Annotated in this window: 18 protein-coding genes; 10 read left to right on the top strand and 8 right to left on the bottom strand. The window is 67.3% G+C overall.

Going from position 1 to position 18,095, the window contains the following annotated elements:
- Positions 1–130: 130 nt before the first annotated feature.
- From KVT32_RS25995 to KVT32_RS25985, 3 genes are all read right to left on the bottom strand, one after another.
- On the bottom strand, positions 131–883 hold the full coding sequence (locus KVT32_RS25995) for an amino acid ABC transporter ATP-binding protein (protein ID WP_062838685.1): 753 nt from the start codon (positions 881–883) through the stop codon (positions 131–133).
- On the bottom strand, positions 880–1,560 hold the full coding sequence (locus KVT32_RS25990; RefSeq protein WP_056327000.1) for an ABC transporter permease subunit: 681 nt from the start codon (positions 1,558–1,560) through the stop codon (positions 880–882). Before KVT32_RS25990 ends, KVT32_RS25995 begins: the two co-directional genes overlap by 4 nt.
- 84 nt (positions 1,561–1,644) lie before the next feature.
- Entirely contained in the window at positions 1,645–2,427 is a 783-nt protein-coding gene (locus KVT32_RS25985; RefSeq protein WP_063952100.1) for an amino acid ABC transporter substrate-binding protein, read from the bottom strand.
- Between the two features lie 187 nt (positions 2,428–2,614).
- On the opposite strand from KVT32_RS25985, the gene KVT32_RS25980 reads away from it, so the two are divergent.
- Together KVT32_RS25980 and KVT32_RS25975 are read left to right on the top strand one after the other, a co-directional pair.
- Positions 2,615–3,700, top strand: a complete 1,086-nt coding sequence (locus tag KVT32_RS25980; protein WP_217619044.1) for a P1 family peptidase — start codon at positions 2,615–2,617, stop codon at positions 3,698–3,700.
- A gap of 75 nt (positions 3,701–3,775) precedes the next feature.
- Positions 3,776–4,405, top strand: a complete 630-nt coding sequence (locus tag KVT32_RS25975) for a hemolysin III family protein (protein WP_217619040.1) — start codon at positions 3,776–3,778, stop codon at positions 4,403–4,405.
- A 33-nt stretch (positions 4,406–4,438) separates the two neighbouring features.
- Here KVT32_RS25975 and KVT32_RS25970 read toward each other — a convergent pair whose 3' ends face one another.
- The gene (locus tag KVT32_RS25970) at positions 4,439–4,912 is read right to left on the bottom strand and encodes an Lrp/AsnC family transcriptional regulator (RefSeq protein WP_152382365.1); all 474 of its coding nucleotides are present in this window, start codon (positions 4,910–4,912) and stop codon (positions 4,439–4,441) included.
- Between the two features lie 138 nt (positions 4,913–5,050).
- Here KVT32_RS25970 and kynU point away from each other — a divergent pair, with 138 nt between their 5' ends.
- On the top strand, positions 5,051–6,301 hold the full coding sequence (gene kynU / locus KVT32_RS25965) for a kynureninase (RefSeq protein ID WP_152382364.1): 1,251 nt from the start codon (positions 5,051–5,053) through the stop codon (positions 6,299–6,301).
- Positions 6,302–6,378: 77 nt separating this feature from the next.
- The gene (locus tag KVT32_RS25960; RefSeq protein WP_108696615.1) at positions 6,379–7,785 is read left to right on the top strand and encodes an amino acid permease; all 1,407 of its coding nucleotides are present in this window, start codon (positions 6,379–6,381) and stop codon (positions 7,783–7,785) included.
- A gap of 65 nt (positions 7,786–7,850) precedes the next feature.
- On the opposite strand, the gene KVT32_RS25955 is transcribed toward KVT32_RS25960, so the two are convergent.
- The 4 genes from KVT32_RS25955 to KVT32_RS25940 form a co-directional block, all read right to left on the bottom strand.
- Positions 7,851–8,261 (bottom strand): VOC family protein, encoded by a 411-nt coding sequence (locus tag KVT32_RS25955; RefSeq protein ID WP_175155163.1) that lies wholly within the window; start codon positions 8,259–8,261, stop codon positions 7,851–7,853.
- Positions 8,262–8,330: 69 nt separating this feature from the next.
- Positions 8,331–9,020: a YafY family protein gene (locus KVT32_RS25950; protein WP_152382362.1), complete on the bottom strand. Its 690-nt coding sequence runs from the start codon at positions 9,018–9,020 to the stop codon at positions 8,331–8,333.
- 117 nt (positions 9,021–9,137) lie between these two features.
- Positions 9,138–9,995, bottom strand: a complete 858-nt coding sequence (locus tag KVT32_RS25945; RefSeq protein WP_152382361.1) for a hypothetical protein — start codon at positions 9,993–9,995, stop codon at positions 9,138–9,140.
- A 145-nt stretch (positions 9,996–10,140) separates the two neighbouring features.
- Complete coding sequence (locus KVT32_RS25940) at positions 10,141–10,608, bottom strand: CopD family protein (RefSeq protein WP_056326403.1); 468 nt, start codon at positions 10,606–10,608, stop codon at positions 10,141–10,143.
- A gap of 171 nt (positions 10,609–10,779) precedes the next feature.
- Between KVT32_RS25940 and KVT32_RS25935 the strand changes: the two genes are divergently transcribed.
- The 6 genes from KVT32_RS25935 (at position 10,780) to KVT32_RS25910 (ending at position 18,024) form a co-directional block, all read left to right on the top strand.
- Positions 10,780–11,289 (top strand): sigma-70 family RNA polymerase sigma factor, encoded by a 510-nt coding sequence (locus tag KVT32_RS25935; protein WP_062838694.1) that lies wholly within the window; start codon positions 10,780–10,782, stop codon positions 11,287–11,289.
- Positions 11,268–12,278, top strand: coding sequence for a FecR domain-containing protein (locus KVT32_RS25930; protein ID WP_152382360.1), 1,011 nt, complete (start codon positions 11,268–11,270; stop codon positions 12,276–12,278). The genes KVT32_RS25935 and KVT32_RS25930 overlap by 22 nt, the downstream gene beginning before the upstream one ends.
- Positions 12,279–12,441: 163 nt before the next feature.
- On the top strand, positions 12,442–15,066 hold the full coding sequence (locus KVT32_RS25925) for a TonB-dependent receptor (RefSeq protein ID WP_217619039.1): 2,625 nt from the start codon (positions 12,442–12,444) through the stop codon (positions 15,064–15,066).
- Positions 15,067–15,148: 82 nt separating this feature from the next.
- Positions 15,149–16,195, top strand: coding sequence for a hemin-degrading factor (locus KVT32_RS25920; RefSeq protein WP_217619038.1), 1,047 nt, complete (start codon positions 15,149–15,151; stop codon positions 16,193–16,195).
- Positions 16,196–16,223: 28 nt separating this feature from the next.
- Positions 16,224–17,066 carry a hemin ABC transporter substrate-binding protein gene (locus KVT32_RS25915; protein ID WP_217619037.1) on the top strand — a complete coding sequence of 281 codons (843 nt, stop codon included), beginning with the start codon at positions 16,224–16,226 and terminating at the stop codon, positions 17,064–17,066.
- A 49-nt stretch (positions 17,067–17,115) separates the two neighbouring features.
- Positions 17,116–18,024: an iron ABC transporter permease gene (locus tag KVT32_RS25910; protein ID WP_217619043.1), complete on the top strand. Its 909-nt coding sequence runs from the start codon at positions 17,116–17,118 to the stop codon at positions 18,022–18,024.
- Positions 18,025–18,095: the final 71 nt, after the last annotated feature.

The raw sequence follows: 18,095 nt of genomic DNA, 5'->3' as shown, positions 1-18,095 counted from the left end.
GTCTGACACCCGGGAGCTCGCGGTGGCGTGCCGGCTTGCGGCAGGTGTCTGACACCCTGGGGAGTTGACCGTCAACTCGCGGCAGCCTCACAGAGGGTGTCAGACACCGAGATCCACGAGCCCCCCGGATCTACGGCGCTTCCTGCGTCAGCGTCGAGATGAACGTGGCCGTACGCGGATCCTGCGGTTGTGAGAACACCGTGCGGGAGTCGCCGGCCTCGACCACCACGCCATCCAGCAGAAACACCACTTCCCGCGACACGCTGGCTGCCAGCCGCAAATCATGCGTGGCCATCAGCATCGTCATGCCTTCCGCGGCCAGCTGGCGCAGGACGTCCACGACTTCCGCGGCCAATCCCGGGTCCAGCGCGGAGGTCGGCTCGTCACACAGCAGAACACGCGGCGCGGGTGCAAGCGCGCGGGCGATCGCCACGCGTTGTTGCTGGCCGCCGGACAGGTTTGCGGGCCACGCATCGGCCTTTTCCAGCATCCCTACCTTGCGCAGCAGTTCCTCCGCCCGCGCCCGCGCACGATCGGCAGGCCATTTCTGGACAGTCACCAACCCTTCCATCACATTGCCGATCACGGTCTGATGCGGAAAGAGCTGGAAGTTCTGGAACACCATGCCGGTCTGCATGCGCACGGCCTGGACCTGTTCACGCGTCAGCTTGCGGCCGGGTTCAAAGTCGACCGTTTCCGGCCCGATCTCCAGCCGCCCGCGATCCGGCACTTCCAGCAGGTTCACGCAGCGCAGCAGGGTGCTCTTGCCGCTGCCGGAAGGGCCGATCAGGGCGGTGACGCTGCCTTCGTCGATCTGCACATCCACCTGCTTGAGCACGGGATTGCCGCCGAAGGACTTTTCGATTTTTTCAAGCCGGATCATCGGGTCTTCTCGCTAAACATCGCGTGCTGGCCGAAGCGCCGCTCCAGCCGCACCTGCGCCGCGGACAGGACGGAACTGAACGCCAGATAGATCAGCGCGGCCTCGGTGTACAGGATCAACGGCTCGTACGTGACCGCGGCGATGCGCTGGGCGGCCTGGAAAATCTCGGGCACCGTCAGCACGGCGGCGAGCGAGGTGTCCTTGACGAGCGCGATGAAGGAATTGGACAGCGGCGGCACGGCCACGCGGGCCGCCTGCGGCAGGATCGTGCGGCGCAGGGCCTGGCCGCGCGTCATGCTGAGCGAATAGGCCGCTTCCCATTGACCTTTGGTGATCGATTCGATCGCGCCGCGGATCACCTCGGAGTTGTAGGCGCCGACGTTCAGCGTGAAGCCGATGAGCGCGGCGGGCAGCGGGTCCAGCACGATGCCCACGCTGGGCAGGCCATAGAAGATCACGAACAGCTGCACCAGCAGCGGCGTGCCGCGGATCAGCCAGACGTAAAAGCGCACCACGGCCACCAGCGGCGCGGGGCCGAACAGGCGGATGAGCGCCACCACGAACGCCAGCGCCAGGCCCAGCGCAAAGGACATCAGCGTGAGCGGCACCGTGAACACCAGCCCCGCGTGCAGCAGCGGCCAGAACGAATCTGCCATCAGCTGCACCCAGGCCGGCACCGACCATTCGCCTATTTTTGCCAGCAGCCAGTCCGGCAGGAAGGCGTGAAGCCAAGGGGGCAGCGTCATGGGCGCTCCAGAGGTTTACTGCGCGGACAGATCCGTGCCGAAGTATTTGACCGAGATGGTCTTGTACGTGCCGTCCGCCTTGATGTCGGCCAGCGCCTTGTTGATGGCGGCCTGCAGTTCAGGATTGTTCTTGCGGATCAGGACGCCCGAGTTGCTGAACTCCGCCGTCTTGTCCGTGGCCGCGATCTTCACGCGGGCATTGGGCTTTTGCTTCTTGAAGTCCAGGAACGACAGGTTGTCGTTGACGGTGGCCTCGACGCGGCCGGAGGTCAGCAGATCGATGGCTTCGTTAAAGCCCTGCACGGCGACCACTTCCGCGCCGTGGCTCTGCGCCAGCTTGCCGAAATTGCTGGTCAGCGTGTTGGCGGACTTCTTGCCCTTCAGGTCCGCGAAGGACTTGATGCTGGTGTTGTCGTCGCGCACGATCAGCACGGCGGCCGACGAGATGTACGGATCGGAGAAGTCGTACTTCGCGCGGCGCGCATCGGTGATGCCCACCTGGTTGATGACGGCGTCGTAGCGCTTGGCGTCCAGGCCGGCGATCAGGCCGTCCCACTTGCCTTCGATGAATTGCGCCTTCACGCCCAGGCGCTCGGCGATGGCGCGGCCGATGTCCACGTCAAAGCCGGTAAGCTTGCCGGATGCATCGTGGAAGGTGAACGGCGCGTAGGTGCCTTCGGTGCCAATCTTGAAGACGCCCGCGGATTTGATCTGGTCCAGTTCGGACTGGGCATGGGCGGCGGACAGGGCGGCGACCTGGACGAGGCCGGCGATGAAAAGCGTACGAAAGAGTTTCATGGCAATGCTCCACGGATGATCACTGTGGAGAGCATGTGGGCCTGCAATGCCCTCCGGCGTAGCGGCACTCTAACAACCGGCCTATTTTTCCACAAAGCATAAGGAATAGTAAAAATATAGCCACAGGTCATATAGCGTTACCAGACGCCCGGCGCAGTCGGCCCGGGATCCTTCAGGCATTACCTTGATGGAGACGGATGTGCAACAGCAATGGAACAGGCGCGCGTTCATGATGGCGGCCGCGGGCGCGGCGGCGGCGGGATCGATGCCAGCGCAAGGCGCCGGTGGCGCGGCGGCGCTGCCGGGCGGCGGCAGCATCACCGACGTGGCGGGCTTGCGGGTCGGGCATTACACGGAAACGCGTCGCCCTACCGGGTGCACGGTCATCATTGCCGACGCGGGCGCGACGGGCGGCGTGGACGTGCGCGGCGCGGCGCCGGGCACGCGCGAGACCGACCTGCTCAATCCGATCAACATGGTCGACAAGGTGCACGCGATCGTGCTGACGGGCGGCAGCGCGTTCGGGCTGGATGCAGCCTCGGGCGTGATGCGGTATCTGGAAGAAAAGAAGATCGGCTTTGATGTGGGCGTGGCCTTCGTGCCCATCGTGCCGAGCGCGGTGCTGTTCGACCTGGGCGTGGGCGACGCGTCGGTGCGGCCCGATGCCGCCGCAGGTTATCAGGCCTGCCGGGCCGCCACCGCCGACGCGGCCCAGGAAGGCAACGTGGGCGCGGGGGCGGGGGCGACGGTAGGCAAGCTATATGGTCCCCAGCGCGCCATGAAGGGCGGCATCGGCAGCGCGTCGCTGACCGTGGCGGGCGTGACGGTGGGGGCAATTGTCGCGGTCAACGCGGTGGGCGACGTGCTGGACCCGGCCACCGGGCGCATCCTGGCCGGCGCGCGCACGGCGGACGGCAGGACGCTGCACGACACCCGCGCGGCCATCCTGGCGGGCGATCTGCCCAAGTCCATGCGCGCGGGCGCGGCCACCACCATTGGCGCGGTGGCCACCGATGCGCGGCTCACCAAGGCCGAAGCCCAGAAGATCGCGGGCATGGCGCATGACGGCCTGGCTCGCACGATCAACCCCATCCACACCATGCTCGACGGCGACACGATCTTTGCGCTGGGCACGGGCGCGTCGGGCAGGACGGCCAATGTGATGCTGCTGGGCGTCATGGCGGCCGAAGCGATGGCGATCGCGGTGCAGCGCGCAGTCCTGGCCGCGCGCGCCATCGACGGCTATCCGGCCGCGGTGGATTTCGTGGGGTGATGCCGCTGTCCCGCCGCTGTCACACAAGCGCGCCATGATGACAGGCGCCGGCATGCCGCCGGCGCGGGGGCGCACATGCAGGAAGGCGAACGACTCAATGGCGTGACGCATCTGGCCGGGCTGGCGCTGTCGGTGCTGGCATCCGGCGCATTGATCACGCGCGCGGCCGAGCTGCGGGTGGACACGCGCCAGATCATCAGCTGCGCGGTGTTCGCGGCGTCGATGATTGCGGTGTATGCGTCGTCTTCGCTGTTTCATTGCTCGCGAGGGCGGCGCAAGGAAATGTGGGCCAAGGCGGACCACTGCGCGATCTACCTGCTGATCGCCGGCACGTACACGCCGCTGGCGTTTGGCCCCGTGGACCATCGTTGGGGCGCCGCGATGGGCGTGGCGATCTGGCTGCTGGCCTTCGTGGGCATCAGCCGCGAACTCTGGTGGGCGCGCAACGCGCCGCCCGCCTTGCCGCTGTACCTGGCGATGGGCTGGCTGGGCGTGGCCTTCGCCGCGCCAATCGCGGGGGCGCTGTCGACGGCGGGGCTGACGTGGCTGCTGGCGGGCGCGGCCATCTATACCTGCGGCACGCTGTTCTACGCCAACGACCAGCGCTGGCGGCATGCGCACGGCATCTGGCACCTTTTCGTCATGGCGGGCACGGCGTGCCACTTCGTGACGGTGTTCGGGTTTCTGGAGCACGCGCCGGCGTAGCGTGCCCAGGCGCCGACCCTCGGACGGAAGCGGCTATCGCCAAGCCGCCAGCGGCAGCATGCCTTCGCGGTTCTTCACCTTGCGCATGACGATGTGCGAGCACAGATCGCGCATGCCCGGGATCTTGCTGAGCTTGTCTTCGACAAAATTCGAAAACGCAGCCAGGTTGCGCGTGCGCACGGTCAGGATGTAGTTGGACGCGCCCGTGACGATGCAGGCTTCGGTGATCTCGTCGTGCAGCGCGATGCCCGCCATGAATTCCTCGTGCCAGCCGGCGCGCGACTGGTCCAGCGACACATGGACGATGGCCTCCAGCTCGAAGCCCAGTTTTTCGGCGTCCAGCACCGCGCGGTAGCCGCGGATGAGCCCGGCTTCTTCAAGCGCGCGCACGCGGCGCAGACAGGCGGACGGCGACAGCGCCACCTGTTCGGCCAGGTCCTGATTGCTGAGGTGTCCGTCCTCCTGCAGGCGGGCAAGTATGCGCTGGTCTATGGCGTCGATCTGCATGGCGCAATCCAGTTCAAAAAAATGATGGTGAATGCAATTTAATGCGGAAAATTCGGGTAAGTCACGACCGATTTTGCAATTTTTCGGACCGAGTGCGCTGATAGCATGTATCCCGAATCCAGTTGGAAGGAACGGAACATGAACACTCGTGAAGCCTGCGTCAACGCCGATCGCCAGGACCCCCTGGCCCGCGTGAAAGAACAATTCGATCTGCCGCCCGGCGTTCTCTACATGGACGGCAATTCCCTGGGCGTCCTGCCCAAGACCGCCGCCGCCCGCGCCGCGCAGGTCATCGCGGACGAATGGGGCAACGGCCTCATCCGCAGCTGGAACACGGCGGGGTGGTTCGACCTGCCGGCGCGCCTGGGCGACAAGCTGGGCCGCCTGCTGGGCGCGCGCGAGGGCGAACTGGTCGTCACCGACACCACGTCGCTCAACATCTTCAAGGCGCTGGCCGCCGCGCTGCGCATCCAGCAGCACAAACAACCCGCGCGCCGCGTCATCCTGTCCGAGCGCGACAACTTCCCCACCGACCTCTACATGATCCAGGGCATGATCGACCTGCTGCAGCAGGGCTACGAAATGCGCCTGATTGACGACGACCTGCCTCTGGACAAGGCGCTGGACGATTCCGTCGCCGTCATGCTGCTGTCCCACGTCAATTACCGCAGCGGCCAGATGCACGACATGGCCGCCGTGACGGCGAAGGCGCACGAGCGCGGCGCGCTGGCCATCTGGGACCTGGCGCATGCGGCCGGCGCGGTGCCCGTCGACCTGAATGGCGCCAACGCCGACTTCGCGGTGGGCTGCACGTACAAGTACCTGAACGGCGGCCCCGGTTCGCCCGCCTTCATCTGGGTTGCGCCACGGCACACCAAGGATTTCTGGCAGCCGCTGTCCGGCTGGTGGGGACACAGCCGCCCCTTTGACATGGCCGTGGCCTATGAGCCCGCGGGCGGCATCCGCCGCTACCTGTGCGGCACGCAGCCAATCGTGTCGCTGTCGCTGGTCGAGTGCGGCCTGGACGTGGCGCACGCCGCCGGCATGGACGAAGTCCGCAAGAAGTCGCTGGCGCTGGGCGACCTTTTCATCGACCTCGTTGAATCGCGTTGCGCCGGCCACCCGCTGACGCTGGTGACGCCGCGCACGCATGCCGATCGCGGCAGCCACGTGAGCTTTCGCCATCCCAACGGCTTTGAAGTCATGCAGGCATTGATCGCGCGCGGCGTGATCGGCGATTACCGCGAGCCCGAGGTCCTGCGTTTCGGCCTGACGCCGCTGTATTTCGGCTACGCCGACGTGTGGGACGCGGTCGACATCCTGAAGAACGTGCTGGACAACCGGGAATGGGACAAGCCCGAGTTCAAGCAGCGGTCCGCCGTGACCTGATCGCCGGAAATCAGGCCTCATCGCGCCGGCCCCGGAGGCCGTACATCCAACAAGAATGCGCAGTACAGGAGGAGACAATGCAACAACAGAAGGGGTTCGGCCAGATCGCCGAACGCGAACAGGGACTCAAGCGCCGGCTGACGTCCGGCCAGATGAGCATGATCGCCATCGGCGGGGCCATCGGAACAGGGCTGTTCCTGGGCAGCAAATTCGCCATCGGCTTTGCCGGTCCCAGCGTGCTTATCAGCTATGCCATCGGCGGCGTCATCACGCTGCTGCTCATGGCCTGCCTGGCGGAAATGACGGTCGCGCATTCCACGTCCGGCTCGTTCGGCGCTTACGCCGAGCACTACATCGGCCCGCTTGCGGGCTTTTTGGTGCGTTATGCGTACTGGTCCTGCGTGGTGCTGGCGGTGGGCACCGAGGTCACGGCGGTGGCCAAGTACATGGCCTTCTGGTTTCCCAGTGTGCCGGGATGGCAGTGGGTCTGCGTATTTTCGGCGGCGCTCATCCTCATCAATGCCCTGAGCGTCAAGGCGTTCGGCACGATCGAATACTGGTTCTCGACCATCAAGATCAGCGCTATCGTGGGTTTCATCATCCTGGGCGCCTATGTGGTCTGGGGCGATCCGCAGTACGGCACCGCGAACTACACCGCGCATGGCGGGTTTTTTCCGAACGGCGTGTGGGGCATGTGGATCGCGGTCGTGATCTCGATCTTCAGCTATCTGAGCGTCGAGATGATCGCCGTGGCGGCCGGCGAAGCCGAAGACCCGGAACGTGCGGTCAAGCAGGCGTTTCGCGCCACCATCGTCCGGCTGGTCGTGTTCTATCTGCTGACGCTGGCGCTGATCCTGGCCATCGTGCCCTGGAATGAAGCCGGCAAGGACGGCAGCCCCTTCGTGAAGGTGATGCAGGTGCTGGATATTCCGGGGGCGGCGGGCGTCATCAATTTCATCGTGCTGGTGGCTGCGCTGTCGGCCATGAACAGCCAGCTCTACATCACCACGCGCATGATGTTCAGCTTGTCGCGGGCGGGCCACGCGCCGTCGGCGATGGGCCGGCTGTCCCGCAACGGCACGCCGCTGAACGCGTTGCTGCTGTCCACTAGCGGCATCGCCATCGCCACGGTGTTGAATGTGCTGTATCCGGAAACGGCCTTCACGCTGATGATGGCCATCTCGATGTTCGGTGCGCTCTTTACCTGGATGATGATCTTTGTGACGCATTACTTCTTTCGCCGCCGCTGGGTGCGTGAGGGCGGCGCGAAGCTGTCATTCCGCATGCCGGGATTTCCGGTGCTGACGCTGCTGGGCGCGGGGGCGATGCTGGCGATTCTGGTGACCACGTACTTCACCAGCGTCTTCAAGCTGACGTTGGTGTTTGGCGTGCCGTTCCTTGTGCTGCTGGCCGCGGCGTATTATCTGCTGTTCAAGAAGCGCGGCGAAGCGGTGGCCATGAACGCGCGCCGGCAGCGTGCGTGATGCATCATTGACGGCCGCGCCCACGGGCGCGGCCGTTTGCCGCAAATACAGCCGTCAAATTGACGTCAAACCGTGGCCACCGCACGCGCTGTCTGGACGGCGTCCGGTTCCGGCGCGGGGGCGAATACCCGCAGGCGGTGGCCGTCGGGATCCAACGCCACAAAGGTGCGGCCAAAGTCCATGTCGGTAGGCGCCTGCAGGATGGGCAGGCCGCGCAGGCTCCAGTCCACATGACGCTGGTTGACCGCGTCGGCATCCGCCACGGTGAATGCCAGTTCGGACGCGCCGCCGCGCCCGGCCGCCGGGGGCGCCACGGTGTAGCGCGACCACAATCCCAGCATCAGTCCGGAATCGAGCGCAAACAGCGCGAACGTGGGCGAGGATTCGATGGGCGGGCGCTGCAGCAGCGCGCTGTAGAAGGCGGCGCTGGCCTGCGGCTTTTCCACATACAGAATGACGAAATTGGTGTCTGACATGATGCGCTCCAGGGGGGTGATGCGCTCATGATAGGCAGGGGTACTGTCAGATTTTGGCAGTAGTCGATATCAAGTCTTGCGGGCCTCGTGGTCGAGCGCGCGCCACTCCTTGAGCAGGATGTGGCGGCGCCTGGGATATCTGCCCGCAACTGTCAGCGTCGCGATGCGGTCGGTGCGGAAATGCCGGAAGTCCCCGCGCAATTCGCACCAGGCCATCACCAGCCGCACGCTGTCGAAAAAGCCCAGCGCGAACGGCCAGATGATGCGGTTGGAATCCGCTCCCTTGTCATCGCGGTACGTGATTTCCAGCTTCTGTTCGCCGCGGATCGCCTGGCGGATCAGCGACACGTCCACGCGATCCGTGACAGCCACGGCGCTGGGCGCGACCAGCAGCGGGATGGCGTCGAGCTCGTCGCGCAATTCCTGCGGCAGCACCGCGCCGATCTTGGCCAGCGCATTGCTGGCGGCCAGCCCCAGGCGCTCGTCCGAGCGGCGGGCCACCCAGCGCGTGCCCAGCACCAGCGCCTCGATCTCTTCGGTACTGAACATCAGCGGCGGCAGCATGAAGCCGGGCCGCAGCACGTAGCCCACGCCGGGTTCTCCCTCGATCTCGGCGCCCTGGCATTGCAGGGTGGCGATGTCGCGATACAGCGTGCGCAGGCTGACGCCCATTTCGGCCGCAAGCCGATGGCCGCTGACGGGCAGGCGGTGGCGGCGCAGGGTCTGGAGCAGGTCCAGGAGGCGTTCAGTGCGGGACATGGGGGCGGGCGCGGGGCGGACGGCGCAATACTGCCACGAAATGGCAGCAGGCGGGAACAGTCTGCCGCGGATCGTCCCCGACCTTCAACGCCGTTTGCCAGCCCTACCTGCGCGGCCTTAGTTGCGGACCGGCTTGCCCGACGCGACGTCCAGCACCGACCCGTCCTCCAGGCTGACGCGGTAGATCTCACGCAAGACGTTGCCGGCAAAGCCGATCTCCACGATCGAGACGTCCTTGAACGTGGTCTGGATGCCGTCGGGCAGCACGGCGTTGAACTTGTCCGATTCGGCCTTCATGGCTTCCTGCAGGCGCGCGTCGTAGGGCGTCATGCTGTAGACCAGCGTGGTGTGCGGGTTGTGCGCGCGCACTTCCTTGCCGTCCTGCACGGTGTTCACGCCGCTTACGCCCAGCGTCTTGACCAGCTCCTTGCCGGCGTCGCTCATCTTGGCGTAGACCGGGCCCGTCACGCGCGGCAGCGGGCCGTCGCGCAGGGGAGCAAGGGCGGCGGTGGCCACGGTGTTGTAGCGCATCATGTCCTCGAAGCCCTGGCCGCTCTTGACCACGCCCAGGTCCAGCCACCACGGATGGCCCGCGCCCTTGGCGGCCTCGGTGGGATAGAAGGTCTTCAGGGTCACGGGCAGCGGTCCGGGCGGCTTGGGCAGCGCCTTGAGCATGCGCGCGGGCGTCTGCGGATCGGCGTTATGGATGTGGACCACGGTCACGTGCGGCAGGTTGGGCGTGTCGGCCTCGGTCTTCAGGCCGAGCGCGATGAGGTCCTGCTTGAGGGTGCCGTTGACCTTGGCGTCCAGGATGGCGTTGACCTCGGCCGGCAGGCGGTAAACCACGCCGTAGGTGGCCTGGTGCGCGCGGAACCCGGGTTGGGCGAGGGCGCTGTTGTCGATGGGCTCGGCGTGGGCGGCGCCGGTGGTGGCGAGAAGGCCGATGGCGGCCAGATGCAATGCACGTTTGATCATGGGTGCTCCCTGTTGTTGTGGACGTGACCCGCGAGAGTCATCCGCAGTGTGGCCAACGGGGATGTACGGCGTATTGCACCAAGGCCAAGATTTCCGATGGCAACCGGCAATTGTCCGATCGGTCCGGGGGCGGCGCGCCCCTTCGCTAGCCCAGGAACATGACGCCCACGATGGCGATGCCCAGCAGCAGGTTCACGCCCACCCAGCGCCGGATGCCGGCCATCGCCCGGCCGCCCGCCGGCCAGTCGGACGCCGCCACGGCCGCGGCCAGCCGCTTGTACAGCGCGAAGCGGATGTGGCCGAAGATCGCGATCATCACGATGCCGCCGCTGGCCATCAGCGTCCAGTTCCGGGGCATGAAGAACGCGCCGCCGGTCTGGGCGGCCTGGCTGGCCGACGCGCCGATCATCCAGGCGCCCGTCACCAGAATCAGAACAATGGCTCCCAGCACGGCGTTCAGAAACGGCCCCAGCACCGACGCCATGAGCGGCAACCGCACGGGAGGCTCCAGCTTGGCGGCCGCCGGCCGCAGAAAACAGTGGGCAAAGAGCATGCCGCCCACCCAAAGGATCACGGCCATGACGTGGACGAATTGCAGGACGGCGTAGAGCATGGGGATCAGCCTGTAGAAAGCGGCGCCACGGAAGGCGGCGCGTGTGGTTGGGATGATATATGGCGCGAAGCCGGCGCGCGGACTTGACCTGGATCATGGTTTTGCTTTTAGAATGAGATTGATTTCTATTTGTAGTTGTGATTTTTGCAGTTGTGAGTCAGGGAGCCATCCGTGCCGAATTCCGTGCTCGCCTCGGGCGACGCCGTCAACCTGCTGTACCGCGCCCATCACGGATGGCTGCATGGCTGGCTGCGCGCCAAACTGGGCAACAGCTTCGATGCCGCCGATCTTGCGCAGGACACGTTCGTGCGCGTGTTGCGCCACCGGCACGAACTGGATGCGCTGCGTGAACCGCGCGCCTACCTGACCACCATCGCCAAGCGCCTGCTGCTGAACCACCATCGCCGCCGCTCGGTCGAGCAGGCGTACATGGAGGCGCTGGCGCTGATGCCCGAGGCGCTGGCGCCGTCCGCGGAGCAGCGTCTCATCATCCTGGAGACGCTGCAGGAGATCGAAGAAATGCTGGCCGGCCTGTCGCTGCCCGCCCGCCAGGCGTTCCTGATGGCGCAGCTGGAGGGGCTGAGCCACGCCGAGATCGCCAGCCGGCTCGATGTGTCGCTGCGCACCGTGCACCGCTACATCACCAAGGGGCTTGAGCAATGCATCATGGCGGTGATGTGAGCGCGCAGGCCGATCCGGCGGGCGAGCTGCCTGCCGTCGAACGCAATGTCGCGCGCGAGGCCGCGCGCTGGCTGTTGCGCCTGAGCTCGGAACGCGCCACCGACGCCGACGTCCATGCCTGCGCCCAATGGCGCGCCAGCAAGGCCGAGCACGAACATGCCTGGCAGCGGGCGCAACGCGTGAATGCGCGCTTCGGGCTGATTCCGTCGGCGCTGGGCATGGCGGCGCTGAATCGACCGGATCTGAAGTCCCGCCGCGCCGCCGTCAAGACGCTGATCGCCCTGATCGTGGCGGGGCCGGCAGGCTGGGCCGCATGGCGGGCCGATCCCCTGGACTGGCGCGCGGACTACCGTAGCGCCGCGGGCGAGCGGCGCGACGTGATGCTGGCCGACGGGTCGACGCTGCATCTGAACACATCCAGCGCCGTCGACGTGCTGTTTGACGACGCGACGCGGCTGTTGCGCTTGCGCGGCGGCGAGATCGCCGTGCACGCGGTGGCCGATCCCGCCAGCCATCCGCGCCCGTTCATCGTGCGCACGCGGCTGGGCGATATCGAAGCCCAGGCCTCGCGCTTCTGCGTGCGCCAGGAGGGTGGACGCTGTCAGCTGAGCGTGCAGGAAGGGCGCGTGCGCGTCGCCAGCAGCGGGCAGCCAGGGCATTACGTCGACGTGTCGGCCGGCGAGCAGAGCCAGTTGTCGCCCGGGTCCGTGGCCGTGGCCACGCCCGCGGACCCGCACGCCAGCGACTGGCTGCGCGGCGTGCTGTACGCCAGCGCGTTGCGGCTGGATGCCTTTGCGGCCGAACTGGGCCGTTACCGCCAGGGCATCGTGCGCTGCGATCCCGACATCGCGCACCTGCGCATTTCTGGCGCCTTCCAGTTGCACGACACCGATGCGGTGCTCGCCGCGCTGCCCGCGACCCTGCCCGTGCAGGTGCGTTACCGCACGCCGTATTGGGTGACGATCCTGCCGCGCGACGCCGCGGCATGAGGCCGGGCGAAGACATGAGAGGCCGCTCGCGCGTCATGTTGGCGGGCGCGATTTTCAGCGCACCGAAATTTTTTCGCACATTGTTGTCCGGTTTTGAATTCACGAGGGTCATGGTCTGTATGGGCACACAGATGCCGATACCTGTTGGATCGAAAGGACGACCATGGCTTACTACCCCGCCGGCCGCGCAAGCGGCTCCCGTTCAGCCCGAGGCGCGCAATGCCGGCTGACCCGTCTGACCGCCGCCGTGCACGCGGCGCTGGCCTTGTGCGCGGCATCCGCCGCGATGCTGCCGATGTCCGCCGCGCAGGCGCAGGGGGCCGCGGCGGCGCAGGCCGGCACGCGCGGCTACAGCATCCCGGCCGGGGCGCTGGCGGATGCGTTGCCGCGTTTTGCGGACAGCGCCGGCGTGACCGTGCTGTTCGACGCGGCGCTGGTGGGGCAACGGCGCACTGCGGGATTGCAGGGGGCCTATTCCGTGCATGAGGGGTTTTCGCGTCTGCTGGCAGGCAGCGGATTGGGCGTGCAGGAACGCAGCGCGGGCGTCTTCGTGTTGCAAGCGCTGCCGCAGGGCGGCGTGACGCAGCTTGCGCCGGTGCGGATCGACGGCGAGGCCGCCGTCGTCACGCCGGCCTGGGACACCAGCACCGACCGCCGCCGCATGGACGATCTGCAGATCCGGAACTGGACCGACCTGGGCCGGCGCGCCGAACCGGGCGTGAACTTCAATCGCACGACCAACAGCATCAACATCCGCGGCCTGGACCAGGACCGCGTGCTGACCCGCGTGGACGGCATCCGCCTGCCGTGGCTGGACGACGGCGCGCGCGGCGTGAAGGGCGGCCTGGAGGCCGTGGACTTCAACAGCCTGTCGCGCCTGGATATCGTGCGCGGCGCGGACGCGACCGGCGGCGGCTCCGGCGCCATCTCGGGCATCGCCGACCTGCACACGCTGAACCCCGCGGACTTGCTGAGCGACGGCAAGACCTTCGGGGCGCTTGCCAAGACCGACTACGACTCGGCCGATAACAGCTGGGGCGCCAACGCCGCGCTGGCCGGCCAGATCCACAGCAACACGTTCTGGCTGGTGCAGGCGGGCGTGCGCAACGGTCACGAGCTGGACAATCGCGGCGACGTCGGCGGTTACGGCGCCACTCGCAGCAAGCCCAGCCCGGAAGACTACGACCAGCGCAGCTTCCTTTTGAAGCTGCAGCAGCGCGTGGACGGCGCGCATCTGTTCGGCCTGACGGGCGAGTACTTCAAGCGCAATGCCGACATCGACAACCCGTGGGAGCAAGGCCCCGGCACCAGCTACCTCATCGGCGAAAACAGCACGCGCAAAGAAACCGAACGCGAGCGCGTGTCGTTCGACTACACGTACACGGCGCCGGACTCGGGCGGCCTCATCGACACGGCCCACGCCGTCGTGTACTGGCAGCGCGTGCGCCTGGACAACTCGCTCACCGGCATCCGCGGCGTCGACGCGCGTGCTCGCATTATTCCGGGCGATCCGTTCCGCTACGGCTTTCCCAACGGGCCGTATGGCCGCAGCAACTCGATCCAGCAGACGCTCTTTGGCGCCAGCACGGAATTGACCAAGCGCATCGCGGGCGCGTCGGTGTCGCAACTGTGGTCGTTCGGCGGCGAGTGGTACGGCAACAAGACCGAGCAGAACTCCAGCGGCTATGACAATTGCCCGGTGATCCGTCCGGGCACACCCGCGCCGTTCGGTCCGCGTGCGTGCGACATGCTGCACACCAACCAGGCCGACGTGCCGCAGTCCAAGGGCGACCAGTGGGCGCTGTGGGTGCAGGACGAGTTCAGCTTTGCCGACGGGCGCTATACGCTGGCACCCGCCTTGCGCTATGACCATTACGAGCAACGGCCGCAGTCCACGGCCGGCTACGAAAGCAATCCCAACGCGGGCGCGCTGCCGCCCAGCAACAGCGGCAGCCGCTTCTCGCCCAAGGTGCTGGGCACCTGGCGGGCGGCCGAGCAGCTCAGCCTCTATGCGCAGTACGCCTACGGCTTCAAGGCGCCCAGCGCCACGCAGCTCTACACCAACTATGGCGGCCCGGGCACCTATCTGCGCGTGGGCAATCCGTACCTGAAACCGGAGACCAGCAAGGGCTGGGAGTTGGGCGCCAAGATGGGGTCCGACGACCTGGGCGGTGCAGTATCGTTCTTTGATAATCGCTATCAGAACTTCATCGATGGCGACGTGCCGCTCAACGCCAGTTCGCCGCAGTGGCAGGCGGGCTGGGCAGGCCAGTATCCGCTGGGTGTGACGGGCAACGTCAACCGCGCCAAGGTCCGCATCTACGGCGCAGAGGCAAGCGCGCACTGGAAGTTCGCGCCGGGCTGGCGCACGTGGGGATCGCTGGCGTGGGCAGTGGGCAAGGACGAGGGCACGGGGCAGTACCTGAATTCCGTGGCGCCCCTGAAGGCGGTGCTGGGCGTGGGGTATGGCCGCGACGTGTGGGGCGTGGACGCCATGCTGACCACGGCGATGCAGCGCAACAAGGTCGAGTACCCCGAGGCGTCGGCCGACGCGCCCAATCCCGACTTCAAGGCGCCGGGCTACGGCGTGGTCGACCTGATGGGCTACTGGCGTCCCGCCGCGGTGAAGGGCTTGCAGGTGCAGGCGGGCGTTTTCAACCTGTTCGACAAGAAGTACTGGGAGGCCATCAACGTGCCGACCGCCGGCGCCACCGCGATTCCGCGCCCGGTGGACTGGTACACGGAACCGGGACGCAGCGTGCGCGTCTCGCTGACGTATCAATATTGAGTTCGGTCCGCCGCCATTCGGCGCTGACCGGACCCGGCGGCGGTTTTCAGCAATGTGTTTTGCACTGGCCGGAGGGCCTACGATGACGACTACCGATTTCACCACCCGCGCGCAAGCACTGCGCGCTCGCAACGAGGCGCTCGCCGCCTCGCAACCCGGGCTGCGCGCCCGCAATCTGGCGCAAGCCCTGGGCGTGTCCGAGGCCGAATGGGTGGCCGCGGGCTGTGGCGGCGTGCAGGCGACGGCGCTCATTGGCACGCCGCAGGAGATCTTCCGCGAGCTGGGCACGCTGGGCGAGGTCATGGCGCTGACGCGCAACGACTGGTGTGTGCACGAGCGCCACGGCCGGTATGAGGACATCCAGGCCGACGGTCCGGTAGGCCTGGTGCTGGGGCCGGACATCGACCTGCGCGTTTTCTTTACCGCCTGGAAGTCGGCCTGGTCGGTCGAGCAGGACGGCCGCCGCAGCCTGCAGTTCTTCGACGGCGCGGGCGTGGCGGTGCACAAGGTCTACCGCACCGACGGCACGGATGCCGCCGCGTGGGACGCGCTGGTTGCGCGATTTGCGGGCCAGGCGCAGTGGCCCGTCACGGAAACCTACGCGCCGCCTTCGGACGCCGCGCAGGTCGAGGACGCCCAAGCGTGGCGCGAGGCCTGGCTGGCCATGAAGGACACGCACGAGTTCTTCCCGCTCCTGCGCAAGTTCAAGGTGTCGCGCCTGGCGGCGCTGTCGGCGGCGGGTGAAGACCTGGCGCAGCCGGTGCCGGCCGATGCCGTCGAGCGCATGCTGCAGGCCGCCTCGGAATCGGGCCTGCGCATCATGTGCTTCGTGGGCAACCGCGGCATGATCCAGATCCATTCCGGACCGGTGCAGTCGCTGCGCCGCACGGGGCCGTGGTTCAACGTGCTGGATCCCAGGTTCAACCTGCACCTGGACACCACCGCGATCGCCTCGACGTGGGTGGTCAACAAGCCCACGACGGACGGTTGGGTCACCTCGCTGGAGGTGTATGCCAGCACGGGCGACCTGATCGTGCAGTTCTTTGGCGAACGCAAGCCCGGTCAGCCGGAAATCCCGCAATGGCGCGAAATGATGGTCGGCCTGTGCAGCGCGCCGCTGGCCGTCTGAGCCCCGAGCGCATAAGGAAACGAAAGCGATGAAGAAATGGTTGGCAGTGGCGGCCTGGTTACTGGCGGCGGGCGCGCACGCGGCGCCGCCCGAACGGGTGGCGGCGCGGGTGGTGACGCTGGGCGGCAGTGTGACCGAGATCGTGTATCAACTCGGGCAGGGCGGCAAGCTGGTGGGGGACGATCTGTCCAGCCTGTACCCCGAGGCCGCGACCAAGCTGCCGCGCGTCGGCTATTACCGCGCGGTGCCGGTGGAAGGCGTGCTGGCGCTCAAGCCGGATCTGGTCCTTGCGTCCGAGCAGGCCGGCCCGCCCGATGCGCTCAAGCGTCTGGGCGACGTCGGCGTGCGCATCGTCACGGTGTCGGACGCGCCGTCTGTGGACTCGCTGAAGGCCCGCATCCGCAACATCGCCGAGGCGCTGGACGTGGCCCCGGCCGGCGACGCGCTGGTGACCGAGATCACGCGCGACCTGAAGGCGGTCGAGGCGATTCCGGCTACCGGCGCCCGCGCGATCCTGGTCATCAACCGCACGGGCACGCTGCAAGGCGCCGGGGGCGGCACGGCGGCCAACGAGGTCATGACGATGGCGGGCCTGGCCAATGTGCTCAAGGACCAGCACGGCTACAAGCCGCTCTCGGCCGAGGCCGTCAGCGCGCTGGCGCCGGAGATCATCGTGGTGACGCGGACGTCGCTGGAAGCGTCCGGCGGTGTGGATAAGCTGCTGGCGCTGCCCGGCCTGGCTTCCACGCCCGCCGCGGCGCGCAAGCGCGTGATCGTCATGGACGACCTGCTCCTCTTGGGCATGGGCCCGCGCCTGCCGCTGGCGCTGACCGAACTCAAGCGGGAGGCGGCCGGTGTCATGGGGCGCTAGCGCAAGGCGCGTCTCGGCACCGCTGGCGCTGGCCGTGCTGGGCGCCGTGCTGTTGGGGGTGGCACTGGCCGCCAGCGCCAGCGGCGCAGTGCAGATTCCGCTGCGCGACATGCCCGCGCTGCTGTTTGGCAATCCCGCGCCGGACGATGCGCTGTGGCGCAATGTCCTGATCGACATCCGGCTGCCGCGGGTGCTGTTTGCCATGGTGGCGGGCGCCGCGCTGGCCATTTCAGGCGCGGCGATGCAGGCGCTCTTTCGCAATCCGCTGGCCGAGCCCGGCCTCATCGGCATTTCGGCGGGCGGATCGCTGGGCGCGGTGGCCGCGATCGTGCTGACCGCGGGCGGCTTCTGGGTGCTGGCGCCGGCGGCCTTTGCGGGCAGTCTGCTCGCCACCTTCTGCGCGTACACGCTGGGTCGGCGCGTGCCCGGCATGGCGGGACTGCTGCTGGCGGGCATCGCCATCAACGCGGTGGCGGGCGCGATGATCGGCCTCTTCACGTTCGTGGCCAATGACGCGCAACTGCGCGACCTCACGTTCTGGACCATGGGCAGCCTGGCCGGCGCCAACTGGACGCTGCTGGCCTTTCTTGGGCCGTGGGTGCTGGCGATGTCCTGGTGGCTGATGCGCCAGTGGCGGGTGATGAACGCGTTGCTGCTGGGCGAACGTGAGGCGCAGCACCTGGGCTATGCGCTCAAGCGGGTCAGGGCGCAACTGGTGCTGGCGTGCGCGCTGATCGTGGGCCCGCTGGTGGCCGCAACCGGCGGCATCGGCTTCGTGGGCCTGGTCGTGCCGCATCTGGTGCGCATGACGCTGGGCGCCAACCACCGCTGGCTGCTGCCCGCGTGCGTGCTGGGCGGCGCGCTGGCGTTGACGCTGGCTGATTGGCTGGCGCGCGTGGCCGTCGTGCCGGCCGAGCTGCCGATCGGACTGGTGACCAGCCTGGTGGGCGGACCCTAATGAGATGGTCAGCCCGATCCCCACGAAGCGGTACGCTGAGTGGGGATTGTTCTTTCTGGGAGACCTCTCAT

The organism is Achromobacter sp. GbtcB20 (assembly GCF_019091095.1).
GTDB classification, from domain to species: domain Bacteria; phylum Pseudomonadota; class Gammaproteobacteria; order Burkholderiales; family Burkholderiaceae_B; genus Achromobacter; species Achromobacter mucicolens.
The sequence above is the reverse complement of the archived record's forward strand: the minus strand, read 5'-3'. Positions and strand labels throughout refer to the sequence as shown.